Raw genomic sequence first — 22,109 nt, forward strand, 5'->3', positions numbered from 1 at the left:
ACCATCAGCAATGTATTTTCATTTCATTCGTGTAATCGGAGGATTTGTACAATTTGTTGGGTATTGTAACATTTGATGTATTCCTATAATAGCAACAAACTTTAATGGTGTAAAGATGTAATTTTCTGAATATTTATATTCTAATTTTTGTATAAAAAAATAAGCCCCGAAGAGCTTATTTTAATAATAATATCAACGCAATTATCAATGATATTTTCAAAAATACAATCATAAATAATGGAGCTTGTTCATAAGCTATCGTCCTGTAACTGTCATTCCTGCTGTGTAAATTGTATCAATAGAACCGTCAGCGCCTTTTATTTCGACTTTATAACGATATGTTCCATCCTCATAAATATCATCGCCATATCCTGTGAAAGTTGCAATTTCATCATTGCTTCCAGCTGGGACCCATTGATTTTGCCAACGGAAGTTGGTTTCAAATTCTCCCCATCTATCGCCATATTTCTTTTCAAGGCTGACATTGTAATGAATTTCTTCAGCTCGGTCATTTGTAATTCTTGCAATTACGCTGTTACCAAAAGTAACTTGTGTAGAGTGTACCTGAACTGTAACACCCTTCACCGTTTCACCAGGACCACAAATGTAATGACAACCATCCCATTCGTCAGCATGTGCTTTTGGTGTTTCAATGTTCATAACCGTTAAACCGCCTAAAGCTAAAGCTCCTGTTAATAATACTTTACTAAATGTTTTCACTTGAAATTCCCCCTAAGTATATTCTCAATTCGTTCCATAGATATCACATTAAGTAGTTTTATAACATTAATCTAATCGAACGCTTTTTTTCTCGAGTGTATTCGCTATGAATCTTTCATCTTGTAGTAATCTAACCTCTACATATAATTTCATAGTTTTGATTCCATATATGTATCATGATTTACATAGAGCAAATCTGTTAATACGTTTTGGTTATTTGCTTATCCCACTACTCTTTATTACCTTTTATTGGTAAAACGTTGATTTTATTATATACCATTATTATCTATTTACAAGAGAAAACAATACTGTATGCAAAAATGCATAATAAAAAACACTACTTGTATTCTGAATTACAGAATACAAGTAGTGTTGGGTTTCAATTAATATTTAATTGGAACCTAATGCTAATTTTTTATGTTTAACAGTATACATATATCACTGTTTTTTTAGTCATAATTGATAAAATTTGTTCAGGGGACGCTCTTCCTGTTGAGCTATGGGATCTTTAAAAGGGAAAGTATAAGCGATTATGAGAGTAATGTATGAAGGGATAATGATGAGAAGCGAATTTAGTAGAAAGTAGTCTTTGGATGTAGAGGTTATATTATTTCCGATACCAATCCAAAGGACCTTCATCACTCAAATCAACAAGAAAAGGGAACAAGAAGTGTAAAGGTAAGCTTATAAGTTCTGGCATAGCGTTCACTGTTTTCTTTGATAGATATTGCCTCCCAAAACAATACGGACAATCTTTTTCAAATGTCACGAGTATTGACCATACATCTTTTACTTTCCATTTCGTTTTACAATACGTACAATGCGCCATTGAGTTCCTCCTCAGTTTAAGGTGTTTTCTAATATATTCTACTTTATTGTACGAAAGTCATTTGAATTTGATGTGGTAAAATGCAAAACAAGCCTAACCTCTTTCTACATTCAGGAAGGGGCTAGGCTTGTTTTAATTACGTTCAAAGTCTCTTTGTATCAGGCTGTTTATACATTGCCTAGATAGCTTCGCGTTAAATTCGGGAGAATAATTTTTCCATCTTTACTGTATTTTTCGAATAGCTCTGATAGGAGAAAAATAAAGTTTTTATACTGTTCGTCATTTTCTTTCGGAGCATAAGATGCTGATAAATTCCTTCCCAAAAACCCTTCATAATCAAAAAGTAAATCATTTTGATATTCTTTAAAATCATACTTTCCATCTTTAAAAAAGCTGTTAAATACTTCTGGAGTTTCATCTATTCCACCGCTAAATCCTTTAAAGGTTGGGCAGGTTTTCTGGCAAATTTCTGCGTTCTCTTTAATAAGTGGACTAGTTAAATCTCTACTATTCCAAACAAGTGCAACATTTGCTTTTTGTTTTAAAATTCGTTGGCATTCGATTTTGAAAGCCTCTTTATTAAACCAATGAAATGCTTGGGCAACAGTTACTAAATCTACACTATTTTCTTTTAAAGTGGTATGTTCAGCAGTTGCTTTTATGGATTGAAAACGAGAATATAGTTTTAACGATTGCTCAGCGATCTTCCTCATATCATCATTTGGTTCAACTCCAATAACATGTAAACCACTTTCAAGCAGCTGGTGGCTAAATATCCCCGTACCTGAACCAATATCAGCTACAATCCGATTCCCTTTCAGTTGGTTAGCTGAAAGCAAGTAATCAATATATTCATTAGGATAACTAGGGCGATATTTTGCATATATATCGGCCCTGTCAGTAAAATTTTCTGTTGTTTTCACAGTACTACCTTCTTTCTTACGATATGATGTACAGAAATAGAAATTAAATATGAATTCAGGCATCAGTCTTTAAGTCTACAACTTAAGAATCCAGCTAAATAGAGGGCCTCAGTTTCTTTATTCAAATATCCTTTATCCGTTTAGTATACTATTTTAGATAATATCTTCCAAAAGACTAGAATGGCTTACTCAATTATGTTTTAAAGTGTATATTTTTATGGATTTATTTAATAATTTATGAGCGATTGTATGTCGTATTACGTTTACGTAGGTAAGAGATTTTTATTTTTGCTATTTAAATTGGCCAATATATCCTTTTTACAATTTACTGAAAATCATGTATAACAGAGATACATGATTATTTTATCTCGCTATTTGCGGGCAGTAAGATCCCTTACCTCGAAATTCAGCAAAAGTAAAGAAGTTAGGTTCGGGTTGGAATGCCCGTAAAAGTCCGATTCGTGAGGGTTGATGAAAGTTTCACTTTATAAATATTCAGAAGTAGAGGGAGAAAAGTTGTAATGGTAAGAAAAACGTTCAAGATGCGCGTGTCTAAAAATAGAACGATTTCGATTAATGGATCGATTCTTGATGTGGATGTTACACATGATGAATTTTTACAAGAGTTTGTTGAGTGGGTCGATTCTAAAGGTTGGTCGTTTATGGGAATAACAGATGAGATTACGCCCGAGGAAGCTAGTCAAAAGTTAATAGATTCGTTGATTGATGAGAAGGATAAGAAAGAGTAATTCCTTCTTATTTTTATTGTATATTTATGTTCTTTATCGTAAAAGTATGATATAGTAAAAAATAGTGAAATTTCTTCCAATATAATACAAATTACATATGATTGGTAGATTTATTATTTTGTTAAGGAGTAAATGGAAAAGGGAGAGTCATATGGTAAATTTTAAGAAAATTTTGGTTTTTATTACAGTTATTTGTTCGTTTTTTTTGACGCCCATAACATTGCGTGCTGAGACGAATATTGGAGTAAATCCAGAACAAGTTGCACCACCACCTGCGGAAGGACCGAATGTTTTTAGTCAGTTTGCAACGACAATTGATGCGAAAACAGGAGATGTTTTGTATGATAAAAACGCATATCACCGAGCATATCCTGCTAGTACGACGAAGGTGTTAACAGCGATTTTACTCATGGAGCATACAAAGCCAGAGGATCAATTTACATTTTCACAATTAGCATTAGATCAAGAGAAGAGTAATTATCAAATTGAGTTTCAACCTGGAGAGACAATTAATAGAAATACTGCGCTTATGATTTTAATGGTGCTGAGTGCGAATGATGTGTCGTATGCGATTGCGGAGCGGATTGGCGGGAGTGTTGAGAATTTCGCTAATATGATGAATGAGAAAGCGAAGCAATTAGGGGCGAAAGATAGCCACTTTGTAACACCGAATGGATTACATGATCCGAACCATTATACGACGCCGTATGATATGGCTATGATTACGAAGGGTGTGCAAAAGTATCCTGAAATTTTACAAGCGATGAATACGAAAAGAACGACAGTTACGACGTCTATGCAGACGGTGTCTATTTTTAATAAATCTAATTTTTTTGAAAATCCATATAGCATTGGCGGTAAAACAGGGTTTACGAATGAAGCGCGTAATACACTTGTTTTATTAAATGAGAAAGATGGAAATCGTATTATAAGCGTAGTAATGGCTTCTCAAAGACCTGAAATTTATGAAGATTTGAAGCAGATGGCGGAATATTCTTTCGGTCAATTTACGAAGCAAATGGTGCTTGATAAACATAATTGGCATCAAAAAACAACATATTTAAATAAAGATGTTAATTCTGAGTTGGAACAAAGTGCAGAGCTTATGCTTAAGAAAGATGAAGGGAAAAATGTGAAAACTATTTTCCGGGCGGCTTCATTAGATAAAGAATCTTTATATCATAAAGGAATACATCGTGGTGAGGTAGTTGGTGCAGTTGATATTACGAAAAATAATCAAACAATTGCGACGGTAAATGTTCTTTCAACAGAAGATGTCACTTTTGCGATGCCTAAAAAAGATACAACTATGCCTGAAGTAAAAGACTCAAATATGAAAGTAATAAGTGTTGGGATAGGTGCGATTGTATTATTTGGAGCAATTTTATATGTAGTGTTGCGCCGAAATACAAAAGGAATGAAATCAGAAGGTAAATAAATTACTAATAAAAAGACTGTGTAAAATTTTGGCACAGTCTTTTTTCTATATTTTAAATAACTAATAATTGTAAATTTTCTTATTGCAATAACTTAAAGTTCGTTATATCATTTACTTGTGTTCTTGTTAAAGAACAAAGTGGATATTGCATACTTCAAATAATATAAAACAACGGAGAGGGAGAGAGACGATGAAATTAATATGGAAGATAATTAGCAACGCGATCTCATTTGTTTTATTTGCATTGATGGTTTTTTTAGCTTTTGTAGTTATTTCTTCAAAAGCAAGCGGTGGTGATCCGACAGTGATGGGATATCAATTTAAGAGCGTTCTTTCAGGATCAATGGAGCCGACGTTTTTAACAGGATCAATCATTGCAATAGAACCAAACAAAGATGGTTCTAAATATCAAAAAGGTGATGTTATTACCTTTAAAGAGAAAAATCAAAAAATTATCACTCACCGTATTATCGGTGTGAAAGATACAAATGGAAAAGTAATGTATGAAACAAAAGGGGATAACAACAACGGACCAGATTTAGAGCCAGTACTTGCAGAAAATGTAGTTGGAAAGTATGCAGATATTACAGTTCCATATGTTGGTTATTTACTGAATTATGCGAATTCGAAAGCAGGAGCAGCATTACTTCTTATTATTCCAGGAGTCTTTTTGCTTGGTTATTCCGCTATTTCTATTTTTGGTGCTATTCGTAGCATTGACGGAGAAAAGAAAGATAAAAAAGTAGAACAATCCGTCTAGTTCGTTTGGTTATACTTTCCGTTTAGGAAGTTAACAAATATATATTAAGGGGATATGGACATGACTTTAAAGAAAAAATTAGGAATGGGTATTACATCAGCAGTATTAGGAGCAGCTTTAGTTGGTGGAGGAACATTTGCATTTTTCAGTGATAAAGAAGTGTCAAACAATACATTTGCGGCTGGAACACTGGATTTAGCATTAAATCCATCAACAGTTGTTAACGTATCGAATTTAAAGCCTGGGGATACAATTGAAAAAGAATTTAAACTAGAAAATAAAGGCTCTTTAGATATTAAAAAGGTTCTACTGAAAACAGATTATAATGTAGAAGATGTAAAGAAAGATAATAAAGATGATTTTGGTAAACATATTAAAGTAACATTCTTAAAAAATGTAGATAAGCATGAGACAATTGTGAAACAAACTACTTTAGATAAATTAAAAGGTGACACACTTACAGCTGTAGATAATGATTTATCGGCTTGGTTCTGGGATGAAAAAGGTATTTCAGCAGGTAAATCTGATAAATTCAAAGTGAAATTTGAGTTCGTTGATAATGGAAAAGATCAAAATCAATTCCAAGGCGATAAGTTACAATTAAATTGGACGTTTGATGCACAACAAACAGCAGGTGAAGAAAGATAATAATAAAAAGGGCTATCACATGGATAGCCCTTTTTCTATTTTTCTAGTATTTGTCTATCAATTTTAATAGTTCTTTACTATAATATAGATAATGTTCTGTATAAAGAACGTAATGTTCGATGGGAGAGATTAAGATGCTGAAAAGACCGCGTAATTTTAAAAAGATGCTTATATTGCCGTGTATGTGTTCTATTACGTTTTATTTAGGATCTCAAATTATGACGCATACAGAAGCGGCGTTCATTCATGAAACGAAAGTAGAAGCGACGCTTTCTACAGCAATTATATTTCCGAAAACAGTTAATACGTTAAAAGAGCAATCTGAGAAACATAAACAGTTTATTGAGCGTGAGTATGGAACGATGAAGGGGAAATCGAAAGCAACTTCTATTGAAGAAATAAAACAGGCGATTTCTGTATGGCAACAAGGGCGTGAGAAAATTGTTGCTGAGAAGGAAGCTCTGCAAAATGTATATACTGAAATAGAAGCTCCTTACAATCAAATACAAGAAGAATTAAAGGTAAATAAAGATGAGTCGATGCAGCAAGTGTCCATATATGTAAATGAAGGCTTTCGCAGTATCAAAGAGAAGCGTGACTATATTGAGAAAGAAATTAGCTTGAAAGCTATTGATGAGCAAATTCAGGCTCTTCAGCAACAATTAAACGTTGCAATTGAAGCGGAAGGACAAAAGAAAGTAGAAGAACAAAAGAAAGCCGAAGAACAAAAGAAAGTAGAAGAACAAAAGAAAGCCGAAGAACAGAAGAAAGTAGAAGAACAGAAGAAAGTAGAAGAACAGAAAAAAGTAGAAGAACAGAAAAAAGTAGAAGAACAGAAAAAAGTAGAAGAACAGAAAAAAGTAGAAGAACAGAAAAAAGTAGAAGAGCAAAAGAAAGCGGAAGAACAGAAAAAGCTAGAAGAGCAGAAGAAAGCGGAGGAACTGCTTTAGTGAAACAGCTAGAAAACAAGAATGTGGTGTAAGAGAGAGTGAACGAATAAGCAAGACTAGTAATATTTATACGAGTGTGAGGGAACGTTAGCCCTCACCTCTTTGTTTTTCTTTTTTCTTATAGTATTAAATGATTTGAGTGTGAAAAAAGTTATAAATTATCATCATTTTTTCTGAAAAGTCTAAATAATATTGAGAAATAAAAATAACTGAAAATATTAATAAATATGTGTTGTGTTTATATAGGGTTGTTCGTTATAATGAACATAAGGTTTTTAAAAAAGAACACATATTAGCTAAGCTAATATAGTTTTCTTTACATCTCTTATTGAAAAATAAGTGATAAAAATATAAAAAAAAGCTAGGGGGAATTGATTGTGAGTCTGAAAAAGAAATTAGGTATGGGAGTTGCATCAGCAGCATTGGGGTTAGCTTTAATTGGTGGAGGAACATTTGCATTCTTTAGCGATAAAGAAGTATCAAACAATACATTTGCAGCTGGGACGTTAGACCTTACATTAAACCCTAAGACGCTTGTAGATATTAAAGATTTAAAACCAGGGGATTCTGTTAAGAAAGAGTTCTTATTACAAAACAGCGGTTCGTTAACTATTAAAGATGTTAAATTAGCAACAAAGTATACTGTTAAAGATGCAAAAGGTGATAATGCTGGTGAAGACTTTGGTAAGCACGTTAAAGTAAAATTCCTTTGGAACTGGGATAAACAAAGTGAGCCTGTATACGAAACAACTTTAGCAGACTTACAAAAAGTTGATCCAGATCTTTTAGCTAAAGACATCTTTGCTCCTGAGTGGGGAGAAAAGGGTGGATTAGCAGCTGGTACAGAGGATTATCTATGGGTACAATTTGAATTTGTAGATAATGGAAAAGATCAAAATATCTTCCAAGGTGATACATTGAATTTAGAATGGACATTCAATGCTAACCAAGAAGCTGGGGAAGAAAAATAATAAAAAAGCGGGTATCCCCCGCTTTTTTTATAAAGAAAAAGAAGTGCTACTTGTAAGCACTTCTTTCTATTTATTATTTTGCTTCCACTTTGTAAATTCAAGAAATTCACGAAATTGTTCTTTGGAGACACCAGAGTTCATTGCATCTTTAACGAGTTGTGTCCATTCGGAGTCTAGGTTAGTTTCCTTTGTTGTTTCATCATGAAGTAAAGTATCAACTGGAATTTGTAGAACTGCTGCGATCTTTTCAAGAAACTGAATGGAAGGGTTTTTTTGTAAATTTCGTTCTATAGAACTAATGTAAGATTTAGCAACGCCAGCTTTTTCGGCAAGTTCAGTTAATGAAATCCCTTTTTGTAAACGAAGGCGTTTTATACGTTCTCCAATCATATTTGCGCACCTTTCTATCAATATGTAGTTGTCTTATGATGTCATTATTATAACATAAACTTCGTTAAAAAGAACAAACCTATTGAGCCTGACTGGATGGCTTCATACGTTGGAAAAATTGCTCGATGTCTTGCATGGCGATACCAGCATCTAGAGCTTCAAGTATTAAATCAATCCATTCTTGATCCAGTGCGTCTGTCTTATCTTTGTACAAATGTAATTCCTCCCTAATTATCGGTCATAATTGCTGCTACAGAATACATGATAATGCAATTGGATTTTGTGTTTTATATAGTGAATTATCAAATATTGTGTAGATGAAACAAAGATAAAATCCCCATTAAACTCCCTCTATGGAAATTATAAATTGTTCGATAAAAACTTTCAATATTTTCAGAAAACATTGTTGAATTGTGATATATTCGTATGCTAACTATGAAATTTTTACAAATATATTAAAAATATTACATAATATGACTAAATATTGAAAAAATATTGAATTTTTAATAAAATTCAATTTGTAATACATATTATTTATTAGGGGAGGAAATAAGGGATGAACAAGAAACCGTTCAAAGTTTTGTCATCAATCGCTTTAACAGCTGTATTAGGCCTTTCATTCGGGGCTGGCACTCAATCTGCATATGCTGAAACGCCTGCGAATAAAACGGCTACGAGCCCAGTTGATGATCACTTAATTCCGGAAGAACGTTTAGCAGATGCGCTAAAAAAACGTGGGGTAATTGATTCGTCAGCTTCAGAGAAAGAAACAAAGAAAGCTGTCGAAAAGTATGTAGAGAACAAAAAGGGTGAAAATCCTGGGAAAGAAGTACCGAATGGGGATCAACTTACGAAAGAAGCATCTGATTTTTTAAAGAAAGTGAAAGATGCGAAAGCAGACACGAAAGAAAAATTAGATAACCCTGCAACAGGAACACCTGCAGCGACAGGCCCAGTTAAAGGCGGTCTAAATGGTAAAGTACCAACTTCTCCAGCGAAACAAAAAGACTATAACGGTGAAGTTCGTAAAGATAAAGTACTCGTTTTACTTGTAGAGTACGCTGACTTTAAACATAATAATATCGACAAAGAGCCTGGATATATGTATTCTAACGATTTTAATAAAGAACATTATGAAAAAATGTTATTCGGCAACGAGCCGTTTACATTAGATGATGGAAGTAAAATTGAAACGTTTAAACAATATTACGAAGAGCAATCTGGTGGTAGTTACACAGTGGACGGAACAGTTACAAAATGGTTAACAGTTCCTGGTAAAGCTGCTGATTACGGTGCAGATGCTGCTAGCGGCGGTCATGATAATAAAGGACCAAAAGGCCCACGTGATTTAGTAAAAGATGCATTAAAAGCAGCTGTAGATAGCGGTCTTGATCTATCAGAGTTTGATCAATTTGATCAATATGATGTAAATGGTGATGGAAATAAAAATCAACCGGATGGTTTAATTGATCACTTAATGATTATTCATGCAGGTGTTGGACAAGAAGCAGGTGGGGGTAAATTAGGTGATGATGCAATTTGGTCACATCGCTGGACAGTTGGACCAAAACCATTCGCAATTGAAGGTACACAAGCGAAAGTTCCATATTGGGGTGGAAAGATGGCAGCGTTCGACTACACAATTGAACCAGAAGATGGAGCAGTTGGTGTATTCGCGCATGAATATGGTCATGATTTAGGTTTACCAGATGAGTATGATACACAATATAGCGGTGCTGGTGAGCCAATTCAAGCTTGGTCTATCATGAGTGGCGGAAGCTGGGCTGGTAAAATTGCAGGTACAACACCAACGAGCTTATCACCACAAAATAAAGAGTTTTTCCAAAAAACAATCGGTGGTAACTGGGCAAATATCGTAGAAGTAGATTACGAGAAATTAAATAAAGGTATCGGCCTAGCAACATATTTAGACCAAAGTGTTACGAAATCTAACCGTCCAGGTATGATTCGTGTTAACTTACCAGACAAAGATATAAAAACAATTGAACCGGCATTCGGAAAACAGTATTACTACAGCACAAAAGGTGATGATCTTCATACGAAGATGGAAACACCACTGTTCGATTTAACAAATGCAACGACTGCAAAATTTGACTTCAAATCATTATATGAAATTGAAGCAGAGTATGATTTCCTTGAAGTACACGCTGTAACGGAAGATGGTCAACAAACGTTAATTGAAAGACTTGGTGAGAAAGCAAATAGTGGAAATGCAGATTCGACAAATGGAAAATGGATTGACAAATCATATGATTTAAGCCAGTTCAAAGGTAAGAAAGTAAAATTAACATTTGATTACATTACTGATGGTGGTTTAGCATTAAATGGTTTCTTACTTGATAATGCTTCATTAACAGTAGATGATAAAGTAGTATTCTCTGATGACGCAGAAGGTACGCCACAATTCAAATTAGATGGTTTTGCTGTTTCTAACGGAACAGAGAAGAAAAGCCATAACTACTATGTTGAGTGGAGAAACTATGCTGGTTCAGATAACGCGTTAAAATTTGCACGTGGTCCAGTATATAACGCTGGTATGGTCGTATGGTATGCAGATTCAGCTTATACAGATAACTGGGTTGGTGTACATCCAGGACACGGTTTCCTAGGTGTAGTTGATTCTCATCCAGAAGCAATTGTAGGAACTTTAAATGGTAAACCGACAGTGGAAAGTAGTACACGATTCCAAATCGCAGATGCGGCGTTCTCATTTGATAAAACGCCAGCTTGGAAAGTCGTATCTCCAACGCGTGGAACGTATACGTATGATGGTTTAGCAGGTGTACCGAAGTTTGATGATTCTAAAACGTATATTAATCAACAGATTCCAGATGCAGGACGTATTTTACCGAAGCTTGGTCTGAAGTTTGAAGTAGTAGGACAAGCTGATGATAATTCTGCAGGTGCTGTTCGTTTATATCGTTAATACTGTAAAACTACCGAGAGATTTTCTTTCGGTAGTTTTTTTGTGAGCAATGAATTTTATATAGCTGAAAAAGTCATATATAATGTAACCTTAAGAATAGAAATTTGTTATATATGAAGTCTATATAAATAATGAAAGAATTGGATAAAAATAGTGGGAGAAGGTGAGTGAATGAGTATTTCCTCTATTGTAAGTAGGCAAAAGGAATATTTTTTAAAAGGGCATACGAGAAGCATCGAAATGCGAAAGAATAATTTGAAGAAGCTTTATGAAGGCATTCAGCATTTTGAAGAAGAAATATTTCAGGCATTGAAATTAGATTTAAATAAGTCAGTTCACGAGTCGTTTACAACGGAAGTTGGATATGTATTAAAAGAAATTTCCTTTCAATTGAAACATATTTCATCGTGGAGTAAACCGAAACGAGTTCGAACAGCACTTACTCATTTTGGATCAAAAGGAAAAGTAGTGCCAGAACCGTATGGTGTGACGCTTATTATTGCACCGTGGAACTATCCTTTTCAATTAGCAATTGCACCACTTGTAGGAGCACTGGCAGCTGGAAATACAATCGTTTTAAAGCCGTCAGAGTTAACACCAAGCGTTTCAAAAGTGCTTAAGAGAATGTTAGATGAATTATTCCCAGAAGAGCTTGTAGCGGTAGTAGAAGGTGGCGTTGAAGAGAGTACATCTTTGCTGAGGGAACCGTTTGATTATATTTTCTTTACTGGTAGTGTTGGCGTTGGAAAAGTTGTAATGGAAGCAGCAGCGAAGCAGTTGACGCCGCTCACTTTAGAACTTGGCGGGAAAAGTCCTTGTATTGTACATAAAGATGCAAAGATAGAGATGACAGCAAGAAGAATTGTTTGGGGTAAGTTTTTAAATGCGGGGCAGACGTGTGTAGCGCCTGATTATATGTATGTGCATTCTTCCGTGAAAGAAAAGCTAATTGAGGCACTGCGACATGAAATTATAGAGCAGTATAGTAAAGAACCTTTGCAAAATGAAAATTATGTGCGTATTGTAAGTGAGCGCCATTTCGAACGATTATGTGGATTTTTACAAGATGGTCAAGTCGTAATTGGTGGAAACTATAAGAAAGATACATTACATATTGAACCGACAGTACTAGCGGATATTACATGGAAAGATACTGTTATGGAAGATGAAATTTTTGGTCCGATTTTACCAATCATAGAGTACGACAACATAGAAGATGTAATTGGCACAATCCAGCAACATCCGAAGCCGTTAGCGTTATATGTATTTTCTGAAGATAAAGAAGTACAAAAGAAAGTGACGAGTAATATTTCATATGGTGGAGGCTGTATTAATGATGTTGTCTATCATCTTGCCACGCCATATTTACCTTTTGGGGGTGTTGGAAGTAGTGGATTAGGGGGTTATCATGGGAAAGAAAGTTTTCGGACTTTTTCACATTATAAAAGCATTTTAGCCCAATCTACAGCATTCGACATGAAAATTCGTTACTCTTCTACAAAAAGTGCTTTAAAATTCATACGAAAGTTGTTAAAATGATGATGGTGTTTATCAGTAGGCGTAGCCGTATGATAATAGCCCCTTCGCAATGGAAGGGGTTTTTCTGTTCGACGTTATGTATCATGCGAAAATGAATCAAACATACTACATAAAGAATAGAAACGAACGCTTGTTAAATAACCATTTTTGTTTGGATCGAAACAAAAAATAGTCTATAGAACATAAATATTTATTCATGAATATAAAAATTTAAAATTTAAGGTAGATAGGACGGGAAAATGAAAAAGATTATTAAAGTTGAAGCAGTTGAAAAACATTTTGGAAATCAAGTGATTATCCCACCTCTTTCTTTAGATATTAAAGAGGGAGAGTTTTTAACAATTTTAGGGCCGAGTGGCTGCGGGAAAACGACTTTACTTCGTATGATCGCAGGATTTGAAACTCCAACTAAAGGGAATCTTTTATTAGATGATGAAAGAATTAACGATTTGCCGCCATATAAGCGTCATATGAACCTAGTGTTCCAACATTACGCACTATTCCCACATATGACAGTAGAGAAGAATATTTGTTTTGGTATGAAAATGCAGAAAGTATCAGCAGCAGAGCAGAAAGAGCGTGCTGAAGAGGCAATGCGTTTAACGCAGTTACTTGAGTTCCGTAATCGTAAACCTGCGAAGCTTTCTGGTGGACAACAGCAGCGTGTTGCAATTGCAAGAGCGATTGTAAATAATCCGCGTGTATTACTATTAGATGAGCCACTTGGAGCGCTTGACTTTAAGTTACGAAAAGACTTGCAACGTGAATTGAAAAACTTACAACGTAATTTAGGAATTACGTTCATATACGTAACGCACGATCAAGAAGAAGCAATGAGCATGAGCGATCGTATTGTCGTTATGAATAAAGGACATATCGAACAAATCGGAACGCCGAAAGAAATTTATAATAAGCCGAAAACATTGTTCGTTGCGACATTCATCGGTGAAAATAATATTGTGAAGAACGGGGAAGGCTATGTAGCAATTCGCCCTGAAAATGTAAAAGTACGTTCGGTTGAAGAACCAATTTTAAAAGAATACCATCTTGGACATATTGAAGATATTGAGTTTGTCGGAAATATGGAGAAGCTTTATGTACGTGATGAGAAAACATCAGAATTACTAATGGCATATCAAACTGCTGAAGAGGCAGCGCAGTGGAGCATTGGAGATAATGTATATGTAGGCTGGGAGCAAGAGGACGAGGTGACCTTAAATTGAAAAAAGGGAAATTACTCGCACTACCTACAGTCGCGTGGCTGTTAATTTTCTTCCTAATCCCGCTCGTATTCGTATTAGGATTCGCCTTCATGCAGCGCGGAGCTTACGGGACAGTAGAAATGCAATTTACGCTGGAGAATATATCCCGTGTATTTGATCCATTGTACTTAGGAACGTTATGGGAAACTGTTAAGATCGCAGTTATTACAACAGTAATATGTTTATTAATTGGTTATCCGTTTGCGTATACAATTACAATTGTTGACCGCAAATACCGCTCTATTCTTTTATTATTGGCAACGATCCCGTTTTGGATTAACTTTCTTGTTCGTTCATACGCATGGATTGTTATTTTACGTTCACAAGGTCTTGTGAATACGTTGTTATTAAAGCTTGGCATTATTAGTGAACCGTTAAATTTATTATATAATACTCCTTCTGTAATACTCGGAATGGTCTATTCTTTATTACCATTTATGATTTTACCAGTGTATGCAGCAATTGAGCAGCTGGATAAGCGTAAGCTAGAAGCGGCTTATGATTTAGGAGCAACACCAATAAAGGCATTTTGGAATATAACAGTGCCGATGACGATGTCAGGAATTGCGACTGGTTCTATTTTAGTATTCGTTTCTTCTATCGGAATGTTTGTTGTATCAGACGTGATGGGCGGATCGAAAGTAGCATTAATCGGAAACGTTATTCAAAATCAATTCTTAGGTGCACGTGACTGGCCGTTTGGATCTGCGTTATCGATTATCGTTGTTCTATTCTCTGTTCTGTTAATTTACTTATATTATCGTGCAACGAAAGTATATAAATATAATGAGAACGGAGGGGAATAGGCAAAGATGAAGAAGTTTTTAGTTTCTTATTCTTGGTTAATTTTGTTATTCTTGTATTTTCCAATGATGGTTTTAATGGTCTATTCTTTCAACGACTCTCGCATTAATGCGGAGTGGGAAGGTTTTACATTCCATTGGTATACAGATTTATTTCAAAAACAAGATGTTATTGATGCATTTGTAAATAGTATTACGATTGCAGTTATAACAACGATTGTGACAACGGTACTTGGTGTATTCTTTGCAATTGCTTTACATCGTTATAAATATCGTTTCGAAGGGGCTATTAATGGCCTTGTATATTTACCAATTTTAATTCCTGATATTTTAATGGGATTATCTTTACTAATTCTTTTCAGTCAGTTAGGAATGGAACTTGGACAAACAACGATTATTATTGCACATATTACATTTAGTATTTCGTTTGTTGTTGTTATTTTAGCTGCGCGTCTTTCAAGTATGGGACGTGACTTAGAAGAAGCTGCAAATGATCTAGGAGCAACACCTTGGCAAACGTTTCGTTATGTAACGTTCCCAGCAATTGCACCGGGAGTTATTTCGGCAGCATTATTAACATTCACATTATCAATTGATGATTTTGTAATTAGTTTCTTCGTATCAGGACCAGGATCAACAACATTGCCACTATACATTTACAGTATGGTTAAGCGCGGAGTATCACCAGAAATTAATGCTCTTTCTACAATTTTAATTGTTGCTATCGTAGGATTAATGGTTCTATCTGAAATCTTCCGGAACAAAGGTGCAGATGGTGAAGAAAACTCTGGAGGACACCTTCCTTTATAATACGAACGATATAGAAAGTACAAGGGGGTAATAAACCGATGAAATTAATGAAAAGAATAGCTGGCGCAGCAATTAGCTTTAGCCTTGTTGCTGGTGTGCTTGCTGGTTGTGGTGAAAAGAAAGAAGAATTAAATATTTATAGTTGGGCTGACAATTTTGATGAGCAAGTGCTAAAAGATTTTGAAAAGAAGTATAATGTGAAAATTAACTATGACAAGTACGCAAGTAATGAAGAAATGCTTGCGAAATTACAAGCTGGTGGCGCAAAGTATGACTTAATTCAGCCGTCGGATTACATGGTTAAAACAATGGCGAAAATGGACTTATTAGCTCCGTTAGATAAAAAGAATATCCCGAATATCGAAAATATGGTTTCTAATTTTAAAACACCTGCGTTTGATCCAGAGAATAAATATTCTTTAGTGTACACTTGGGGTGTAACAGGGATTGCATACAATAAAAAGTATGTGAAAGAAGCACCTACAAGCTGGGCGGACTTATGGAATGAGAAATATAAAGGACATGTAACGTTACTGAACGATTCTCGTGAAGTATTAGGAGTGGGTCTTAAGAAGCACGGGTTCTCAAACAGTACGAAAGACGATGCACAATTAAAGACAGCAGCAGATGATTTAAAGAAGCTGCTTCCAAACTTATTAGCATTTGATACAGATAACATTAAACAAAAATTCATTACAGAAGATGCTTGGATCGGAACAGTTTGGTCTGGAGATGCAGCATTTATCGCAAAAGATAATAAAGATGTAGAATATGTTGTACCAAAAGAAGGCGGCACAATTTGGGCTGATACGTTAGCAATTCCAAAAGGTGCAAAACATAAAGAGCTTGCTGAGAAATTTATGAACTACTTACTAGATGAAAAAGTAAGTGTGAAAAACTACGAGTCAATTGGTTACAGTAATCCAAATGAAAAAGCTCATCCTCTTCATAGTAAAGAATACCGTGATAATCACATGATTTTCTTAACGAAAGAAGAGTTAGATCGTACAGAATGGCTTGTTGATGTAGACGATAAGTTAAAAGACTATGATCGTTACTGGACAGAGCTAAAAACAAAAGGTAAATAAGCAAGGAAATGCGGTTTCTAAAGTAGAAATCGCATTTTTTCATAGTAGGAGGAAATCGTTTGAAGAAGAAGTTACATAAGTATGAGGTAATGTGTATCGGTTTGTTATTTGCTGTATTTGGTATTGTTGCTTGGCGCGTACATGCAGGTGGCGTTACAGTGATGGATACATATGTCCGTGGATTAGTAAGAGGGCTACAAACGGAAAGTTCTCTTACATTTTTCTCGTGCTTTACAAAATTGGGATCAGCAATTGGGATAGTCGCTACGCTCGTTATAAGTTTGCTTGTTTTTTGGAAGAAGCGTTATTATGCTGCGATGATTGTATATCCAATGGGAATTTTAATAACACATCTTGTGAATAAAGGGATAAAAGAGATTGTAAAGAGAGAACGTCCGTCATTAAATGAAGCGCTAGATGCACTTGGGTATAGTTTTCCTAGTGGACATGCAATGTTATCGATTATGACATTTGGATTTCTTACTTATATCATTGCTGCTAATTTGAAAAGCGTAGCTGGGAAATGTGTCACAACGATTTTGATGGGTATAGTAATTCTATCGATTGGATTAAGTAGAGTCATTTTAAATGTACATTACCCAACTGATATTTTAGCTGGTTACTGCGTAGGTGGTATTTTGTTAATTATCGCGATTTACTACCATCGTTTACTTACTGAGAGATTAGGGCTTAATAAAGAGAGATAGAAAAACGTCTGGAAAAACTATTATTATAGTTTTTCCAGACGTTTTTTGTTTATATCAAGATGTGATACAGTATAAGTGACAATTGAATTATGTAAAGTAGGTGAAAATGTGTGAAGACAAATGTACATAAAGTTGATAAGTGGGGGAAGTTAGGAGCCTTTTTGTATCAGTTTCGTTATACAGTAATTGTAGCGTTACTGTTGCTCGCAATCGCACTTGGGATTTTTGCTCCAAAGCTACCGGGAGTATTAGGTGGTGACGGTTTCCAAACGGAAGGCGACTATCAAAAAACGAAAGAAATTTTAGATAAAGATTTTAAGAAGTCTCAAGATACGCTGCTGCTCGTTTTTGAGAAAAATAAAGATGCTTCGCATGAGGAATTTAAAAAGCGAATAAATGAAATTGTAAAGAATGTTCAAGAGAAAGAGAACTATGAATCTTTCCATCACCCAATCCAAAATAAAGAAATGCTACAAGATGACATCGGCTATGCGACAATTTTATTTTCCGGGAAAACAAATAAGGAACGAATGGAAAAGACATTACAATTTGCTGATGAGATTGAGAAAGAAAGTAATATAGCATTAAAAGTAACACCTACAGGGTTTCCGAAAATTAATAAAGAGATTAATGAAAGAACGCAAAATGATTTAAAAGTAGCAGAGATGATTGGATTACCAATTGCGTTTCTTGTATTACTATTTTCGTTTGGTAGTCTTTTGGCATCAATTTTACCGATTTTGAATGGGGCGCTTAGTGTTATTAGTACGATGGGTATATTGTATTTCATCGGTGTTGATAAAGAACTATCTATTTTCGTGTTAAATGTTGCACCGATGATTGGACTTGCATTATCTATTGATTTTGCGCTATTATTTGTGAACCGTTTTCGAGAGGAAGTTGCTAAACGAACGGTAAAAGAAGCGATAGCAATTACATATCAAACGGCAGGACGTGCGATTGTATTTTCAGGATTATGCGTATTTGTTGGGTTATCCGGTTTGTTTTTCTTTAAGATAGATTATATTCAATCTGTCGCGATTAGCGGAATGATTGTTGTCATTATGAGTATTTTATTCTCACTCACACTTCTTCCAGCACTATTATCGTTAATCGGTAAAAGAATATTAAAAAAGAATCAAGTAGCACATACGCCGGCAAAAGCATGGCGTAAATTTGCACAATTTGTGATGAAACATCCAATTGCAATGATTATTGTTGTTACAACATTTATTGTTATTTGCTTATTACCGTTACGTACAGCTAATTTGCAGTTCCCTGGTGTTGAAGCTTTACCTGAAAAGAGTGATACAAGGATTGCATATGAAAAGTATGAAGAAGCATTTAATGAAACTGTCAAAACACACGCTGATGTTACATTAGTTGTAGAGACGAAAAAAGATATGAAAGAAAAAGAAAGTCTACAAAAGATAGAAGAAGTCGTTCAAAAGTTAAAAGATGATAAGAAAGTACATGAAGTAAGAAGTTTATACGACGGGTTAACTGGAATGAAAGCAGATCAAGTTGTTGGAATGTTGCAGTCGCCAGAATCAGCGAAACTAACTCCTGTATTTGAAGCATACACGCAAGGGAATAAGACGACGATAGAAATCTTTTTGAAAACAAAACCACGTACAGAGACTGCAAAACAGTGGGTACGTGACTTTAAAAAGAACTATAAAGAAACGGATGTTACGTATTATCTAGGCGGAATGACGACGTTTCAACAAGAATTAGAAGATGAAATTAAAGATAAAGTTGTAATTGGTATGTCTGTTATATTTGGATCGACCTTTGTTATATTATTATTTGCATTCCGATCTATACTCATTCCAATTAAGGCAATTGTTATGAATATACTTAGTTTAAGTGCAACCATTGGAATTGTTGTTTGGTTATTTGAAGGTGGTCATTTCGGTTTAGAAGCAAGTCCGGTTCTGTTTGTCTTACCAATCTTCATTTTTGGCCTCGTATTTGGGCTTAGTATGGATTATGAAGTATTTCTTATTTCACGTATTCATGAGCTCTATGAAGAAACAGGAGATAACGATCAAGCAACGTTAGAAGGGCTCGTTTCAACAAGTAGAATTATTACATCAGCTGCTTTAATAATGATTGTTGTAACTGGTGCATTCGCATTTACTGATATTTTACCAGTAAAGCAGATGGGTCTTGGCGTTGCATTAGCAATATTTCTTGATGCAACAATTATTCGTCTTATGCTCGTACCAAGCTTAATGAAGTTATTTGGAGACTGGAACTGGTGGTTACCATTTCGAAAAAAAAGAGAAAAAGCATCATAAAAAATGCTCATCAATATGATGAGCATTTTTTATGAATAGCAAAGCCTACATTTTGCAAATAGTATGTGATAAGAACATTACATAATAAGTAGGTGAAGGCAATGTTTCGTTATTTTAAGTTTAAGTTAAATGATACAGTACAGTTTGCCGAGAACGATGGGCATATGTATCGCATTGTCGGTTATCGGTTAGAAAAAGGGTTTTATCCAAAAGATGAATGGACTCATATCATTTATGAACTACTTAGAGAATTTGACGGGTATACGATGGATGCAGAAGAGGAAGAACTTGTAAAGGTCGTTCAAGTAGAGGATGAGTATTACAAAATACAAGAAGTATCAGGTTATCGCTATCCAGTAAAAATGAAACAAAAACAACAAGTGATGAAAATAGAAAAGATGGACGATTTATTAGATGCTTACAATGATTATAAAAGGTTGGCGGATTTCTTTAAAGATTTATCGTATGAACAAAAAGCTGAAGAAGTATTGTTAGAAATGAAAAGACTTAGAGCTTGAGGGGCAGTCTATTATAAGACTGTCCTCTATTTTTGACGGTGCATCAAAGTGTGTTTTCCGTTACAATGAGAGAATCAATAGAAATAAGGTGATAAACAGTATGGAAACAAAGAAAAAGGGTGAATGGTGTGAAATTATCGTTCCAGCTAAATGGAATGGTATAAGTATTGAATCGGTATTAAAAGTAGAATGGGAAATACCGAAAAAGCTATTACATCAGCTTCGTATGGAAAAAGGTGTTACGGTTAACGGGGAACAAAGAAGATGGAATGAGCTTTTAAAAGAGAACGATAAGTTACAAGTCCATATGTTTGCTGAGGAAGAGTACGGTGTAGATCCAGAATATGGTGAATTACATGTAGTATACGAAGATGATCACGTACTTATCGTAAATAAACCAGAGCAAATGGACACGCACCCTGCTGAAAAAGGTGGAACCGGGACGCTTGCAAATCTTGTTGCTTTTCATTTTCAAATGCAAGGTTTAGAGACGAAGGTGCGTCATATTCATCGTTTAGATAAAGATACGACAGGTGGTGTCGTGTTTGCTAAGCATAGAATTGCTGGTTCAATTATGGATCGCTTATTAATGGAAAGAAAAATTAAAAGAACGTACGCAGCGCTCGTTGAAGGGAAAGTAAAGAAGAAAAAAGGAAAGATTGATGCTGCTATCGGAAGGGATCGCCATCATGCTACAAGGCGTCGTATTTCTCCAAAAGGTGACCAAGCTATCACATATTATAAAGTAGAAAAGTATTTTAAGAAGCAAAACACGACTTTCGTAACGTTACAATTAGAAACGGGTAGAACACATCAAATTCGTGTTCATATGAGTCATAATGGTAATCCATTAGTTGGGGATGTATTATATGGTGGACAAACAAAATATATGTCCAGTCAAGCATTGCATGCGATGAAGATAAATTTCTTGCATCCAATTACGAAAGAAGCGATTGAAGTTGATGTGCCGTTTCCTACAAAGTTAAATAATAAAATAAAAGAATTTCAAAAAGAAAATGCGTAAAGTATAAGTTTTAACTTGAAAAAAGTAGATTTTTGCAGGGATTTCTCTAAAAGAAGCGAAGCCGTTAAGAGAAAAGAGAGGTGAGAATCACTTGATTAAATATAAGTATGTACTGGGAATATTTTTCGCTTGTCTTTTACTTACTCTATTTCTCTATCCCTATTTACCAAATCGTATGGCAGTACATTGGAATGTAAATGGTCAGCCAAACGAGTTTATGAGTAAACAAGTCGTTGTAGCATTTATTCCCTGTTTTATTATTTTTTCATATGGATTTTTGTATATTATTTCACATAATATATTTAAGTTTAATGAAAGAGAGCATGGTATTATAGGCGGATTTATAAAGAAAATTACGTTATTTATGTTGTTTATTCATACGCTTATCCTCTTTATTAATTTTGGGGATTTGATATCCTTTCAAACAGGATTAACGATTGGGATTAGTATGTTTCTTTTTATGCTGAGTAAAGAATTTAAGAAAATAAAAGGCAAAGAAAAAGAAAAAGATCCAATTAAATTACAAAAAATTTGTTTAGTGAGTAGACGGATTTTTCAAGTGATGGCATGTGGCATATTGTTTTCATTGTTTTTGAACTTAGAGTGGGGATTTTATGTATTGCTTAGTGTAATAAGCTGTGGATCTATGTTGTTTATGTTATATATTTTCTATTCATACATAATAGAAAGCTATGAAACTTAAAAAAGAGTCTTCTCATTATGAGAAGAC

At 34.7% G+C, this 22,109-nt stretch carries 22 protein-coding genes; 17 read left to right on the forward strand and 5 right to left on the reverse strand.

The window, feature by feature from the left end; translation table 11 throughout:
- Positions 1-255 precede the first annotated feature (255 nt).
- The 3 genes from ACZDYH_RS09215 to ACZDYH_RS09225 all read right to left on the reverse strand — a co-directional run bounded on the left by ACZDYH_RS09215 (position 256) and on the right by ACZDYH_RS09225 (position 2,472).
- On the reverse strand, positions 256-720 hold the full coding sequence (locus ACZDYH_RS09215) for a hypothetical protein (protein ID WP_434713808.1): 465 nt from the start codon (positions 718-720) through the stop codon (positions 256-258).
- Positions 721-1,327: 607 nt separating this feature from the next.
- Positions 1,328-1,549 (reverse strand): hypothetical protein, encoded by a 222-nt coding sequence (locus ACZDYH_RS09220; protein WP_000929654.1) that lies wholly within the window; start codon positions 1,547-1,549, stop codon positions 1,328-1,330.
- A gap of 167 nt (positions 1,550-1,716) precedes the next feature.
- Positions 1,717-2,472 carry a class I SAM-dependent methyltransferase gene (locus ACZDYH_RS09225; RefSeq protein WP_069604301.1) on the reverse strand — a complete coding sequence of 252 codons (756 nt, stop codon included), beginning with the start codon at positions 2,470-2,472 and terminating at the stop codon, positions 1,717-1,719.
- A 521-nt stretch (positions 2,473-2,993) separates the two neighbouring features.
- Here ACZDYH_RS09225 and ACZDYH_RS09230 point away from each other — a divergent pair.
- The 6 genes from ACZDYH_RS09230 (at position 2,994) to calY (ending at position 7,988) form a co-directional block, all read left to right on the forward strand.
- Positions 2,994-3,221 (forward strand): hypothetical protein, encoded by a 228-nt coding sequence (locus ACZDYH_RS09230; RefSeq protein WP_000251856.1) that lies wholly within the window; start codon positions 2,994-2,996, stop codon positions 3,219-3,221.
- Positions 3,222-3,372: 151 nt separating this feature from the next.
- Positions 3,373-4,659, forward strand: a complete 1,287-nt coding sequence (locus ACZDYH_RS09235; protein WP_048538165.1) for a D-alanyl-D-alanine carboxypeptidase family protein — start codon at positions 3,373-3,375, stop codon at positions 4,657-4,659.
- Positions 4,660-4,849: 190 nt separating this feature from the next.
- Entirely contained in the window at positions 4,850-5,419 is a 570-nt protein-coding gene (sipW, locus tag ACZDYH_RS09240) for a signal peptidase I SipW (protein WP_048655964.1), read from the forward strand.
- Between the two features lie 60 nt (positions 5,420-5,479).
- Positions 5,480-6,067, forward strand: a complete 588-nt coding sequence (locus ACZDYH_RS09245) for a CalY family protein (protein ID WP_000172852.1) — start codon at positions 5,480-5,482, stop codon at positions 6,065-6,067.
- A 134-nt stretch (positions 6,068-6,201) separates the two neighbouring features.
- A complete protein-coding gene (locus ACZDYH_RS09250) occupies positions 6,202-7,017 on the forward strand; it encodes a DUF4047 domain-containing protein (RefSeq protein ID WP_157418863.1) in 816 nt (271 codons plus the stop codon).
- A gap of 377 nt (positions 7,018-7,394) precedes the next feature.
- The gene (gene calY / locus ACZDYH_RS09255) at positions 7,395-7,988 is read left to right on the forward strand and encodes a biofilm matrix protein CalY (RefSeq protein WP_000053714.1); all 594 of its coding nucleotides are present in this window, start codon (positions 7,395-7,397) and stop codon (positions 7,986-7,988) included.
- A gap of 66 nt (positions 7,989-8,054) precedes the next feature.
- Here the strand turns inward: calY and ACZDYH_RS09260 are convergent, their stop codons facing one another.
- Both ACZDYH_RS09260 and ACZDYH_RS09265 read right to left on the reverse strand, forming a co-directional pair.
- Positions 8,055-8,378 (reverse strand): helix-turn-helix domain-containing protein, encoded by a 324-nt coding sequence (locus tag ACZDYH_RS09260; protein ID WP_000578884.1) that lies wholly within the window; start codon positions 8,376-8,378, stop codon positions 8,055-8,057.
- Between the two features lie 79 nt (positions 8,379-8,457).
- Positions 8,458-8,592: an anti-repressor SinI family protein gene (locus ACZDYH_RS09265; RefSeq protein ID WP_000276219.1), complete on the reverse strand. Its 135-nt coding sequence runs from the start codon at positions 8,590-8,592 to the stop codon at positions 8,458-8,460.
- 342 nt (positions 8,593-8,934) lie between these two features.
- On the opposite strand from ACZDYH_RS09265, the gene inhA1 reads away from it, so the two are divergent.
- The 11 genes from inhA1 (at position 8,935) to ACZDYH_RS09320 (ending at position 22,082) form a co-directional block, all read left to right on the forward strand.
- The gene (inhA1, locus tag ACZDYH_RS09270; RefSeq protein ID WP_001035937.1) at positions 8,935-11,325 is read left to right on the forward strand and encodes a M6 family metalloprotease immune inhibitor InhA1; all 2,391 of its coding nucleotides are present in this window, start codon (positions 8,935-8,937) and stop codon (positions 11,323-11,325) included.
- Positions 11,326-11,496: 171 nt separating this feature from the next.
- Positions 11,497-12,864 carry an aldehyde dehydrogenase gene (locus tag ACZDYH_RS09275; RefSeq protein ID WP_025709888.1) on the forward strand — a complete coding sequence of 456 codons (1,368 nt, stop codon included), beginning with the start codon at positions 11,497-11,499 and terminating at the stop codon, positions 12,862-12,864.
- Positions 12,865-13,103: 239 nt separating this feature from the next.
- Positions 13,104-14,087: a spermidine/putrescine ABC transporter ATP-binding protein PotA gene (gene potA, locus ACZDYH_RS09280; protein WP_000720333.1), complete on the forward strand. Its 984-nt coding sequence runs from the start codon at positions 13,104-13,106 to the stop codon at positions 14,085-14,087.
- Positions 14,084-14,932, forward strand: coding sequence for a spermidine/putrescine ABC transporter permease PotB (potB, locus tag ACZDYH_RS09285; protein ID WP_000715500.1), 849 nt, complete (start codon positions 14,084-14,086; stop codon positions 14,930-14,932). The genes potA and potB overlap by 4 nt, the downstream gene beginning before the upstream one ends.
- Positions 14,933-14,938: 6 nt before the next feature.
- A complete protein-coding gene (potC, locus tag ACZDYH_RS09290) occupies positions 14,939-15,739 on the forward strand; it encodes a spermidine/putrescine ABC transporter permease PotC (RefSeq protein ID WP_000714192.1) in 801 nt (266 codons plus the stop codon).
- Between the two features lie 38 nt (positions 15,740-15,777).
- Positions 15,778-16,827, forward strand: coding sequence for a spermidine/putrescine ABC transporter substrate-binding protein PotD (gene potD / locus ACZDYH_RS09295; protein WP_000772485.1), 1,050 nt, complete (start codon positions 15,778-15,780; stop codon positions 16,825-16,827).
- 59 nt (positions 16,828-16,886) lie between these two features.
- Complete coding sequence (locus ACZDYH_RS09300) at positions 16,887-17,534, forward strand: phosphatase PAP2 family protein (protein ID WP_140421610.1); 648 nt, start codon at positions 16,887-16,889, stop codon at positions 17,532-17,534.
- Between the two features lie 110 nt (positions 17,535-17,644).
- On the forward strand, positions 17,645-19,837 hold the full coding sequence (locus ACZDYH_RS09305) for an MMPL family transporter (protein WP_000856409.1): 2,193 nt from the start codon (positions 17,645-17,647) through the stop codon (positions 19,835-19,837).
- 101 nt (positions 19,838-19,938) lie between these two features.
- Entirely contained in the window at positions 19,939-20,355 is a 417-nt protein-coding gene (locus ACZDYH_RS09310; RefSeq protein ID WP_000490301.1) for a hypothetical protein, read from the forward strand.
- A gap of 100 nt (positions 20,356-20,455) precedes the next feature.
- A complete protein-coding gene (locus ACZDYH_RS09315; protein ID WP_088363118.1) occupies positions 20,456-21,379 on the forward strand; it encodes an RluA family pseudouridine synthase in 924 nt (307 codons plus the stop codon).
- Between the two features lie 91 nt (positions 21,380-21,470).
- Entirely contained in the window at positions 21,471-22,082 is a 612-nt protein-coding gene (locus ACZDYH_RS09320; protein ID WP_006917704.1) for a DUF1648 domain-containing protein, read from the forward strand.
- Positions 22,083-22,109 lie beyond the last annotated feature (27 nt).

The sequence above is a fragment of the Bacillus sp. EB V-12 genome (genome assembly GCF_056158125.1).

Coding starts and splice junctions, on each gene's coding strand:
- potC (WP_000714192.1), top strand. CDS start 14,939: ATGAAGAAGTTTTTAGTTTCTTATTCTTGGTTAATTTTGTTATTCTTG.
- ACZDYH_RS09260 (WP_000578884.1), bottom strand. CDS start 8,378: ATGATTGGAGAACGTATAAAACGCCTTCGTTTACAAAAAGGGATTTCA.
- ACZDYH_RS09245 (WP_000172852.1), top strand. CDS start 5,480: ATGACTTTAAAGAAAAAATTAGGAATGGGTATTACATCAGCAGTATTA.
- inhA1 (WP_001035937.1), top strand. CDS start 8,935: ATGAACAAGAAACCGTTCAAAGTTTTGTCATCAATCGCTTTAACAGCT.
- ACZDYH_RS09310 (WP_000490301.1), top strand. CDS start 19,939: ATGTTTCGTTATTTTAAGTTTAAGTTAAATGATACAGTACAGTTTGCC.
- ACZDYH_RS09230 (WP_000251856.1), top strand. CDS start 2,994: ATGGTAAGAAAAACGTTCAAGATGCGCGTGTCTAAAAATAGAACGATT.
- ACZDYH_RS09250 (WP_157418863.1), top strand. CDS start 6,202: ATGCTGAAAAGACCGCGTAATTTTAAAAAGATGCTTATATTGCCGTGT.
- ACZDYH_RS09275 (WP_025709888.1), top strand. CDS start 11,497: ATGAGTATTTCCTCTATTGTAAGTAGGCAAAAGGAATATTTTTTAAAA.
- potD (WP_000772485.1), top strand. CDS start 15,778: ATGAAATTAATGAAAAGAATAGCTGGCGCAGCAATTAGCTTTAGCCTT.
- ACZDYH_RS09235 (WP_048538165.1), top strand. CDS start 3,373: ATGGTAAATTTTAAGAAAATTTTGGTTTTTATTACAGTTATTTGTTCG.
- potA (WP_000720333.1), top strand. CDS start 13,104: ATGAAAAAGATTATTAAAGTTGAAGCAGTTGAAAAACATTTTGGAAAT.
- ACZDYH_RS09315 (WP_088363118.1), top strand. CDS start 20,456: ATGGAAACAAAGAAAAAGGGTGAATGGTGTGAAATTATCGTTCCAGCT.
- ACZDYH_RS09220 (WP_000929654.1), bottom strand. CDS start 1,549: ATGGCGCATTGTACGTATTGTAAAACGAAATGGAAAGTAAAAGATGTA.
- sipW (WP_048655964.1), top strand. CDS start 4,850: ATGAAATTAATATGGAAGATAATTAGCAACGCGATCTCATTTGTTTTA.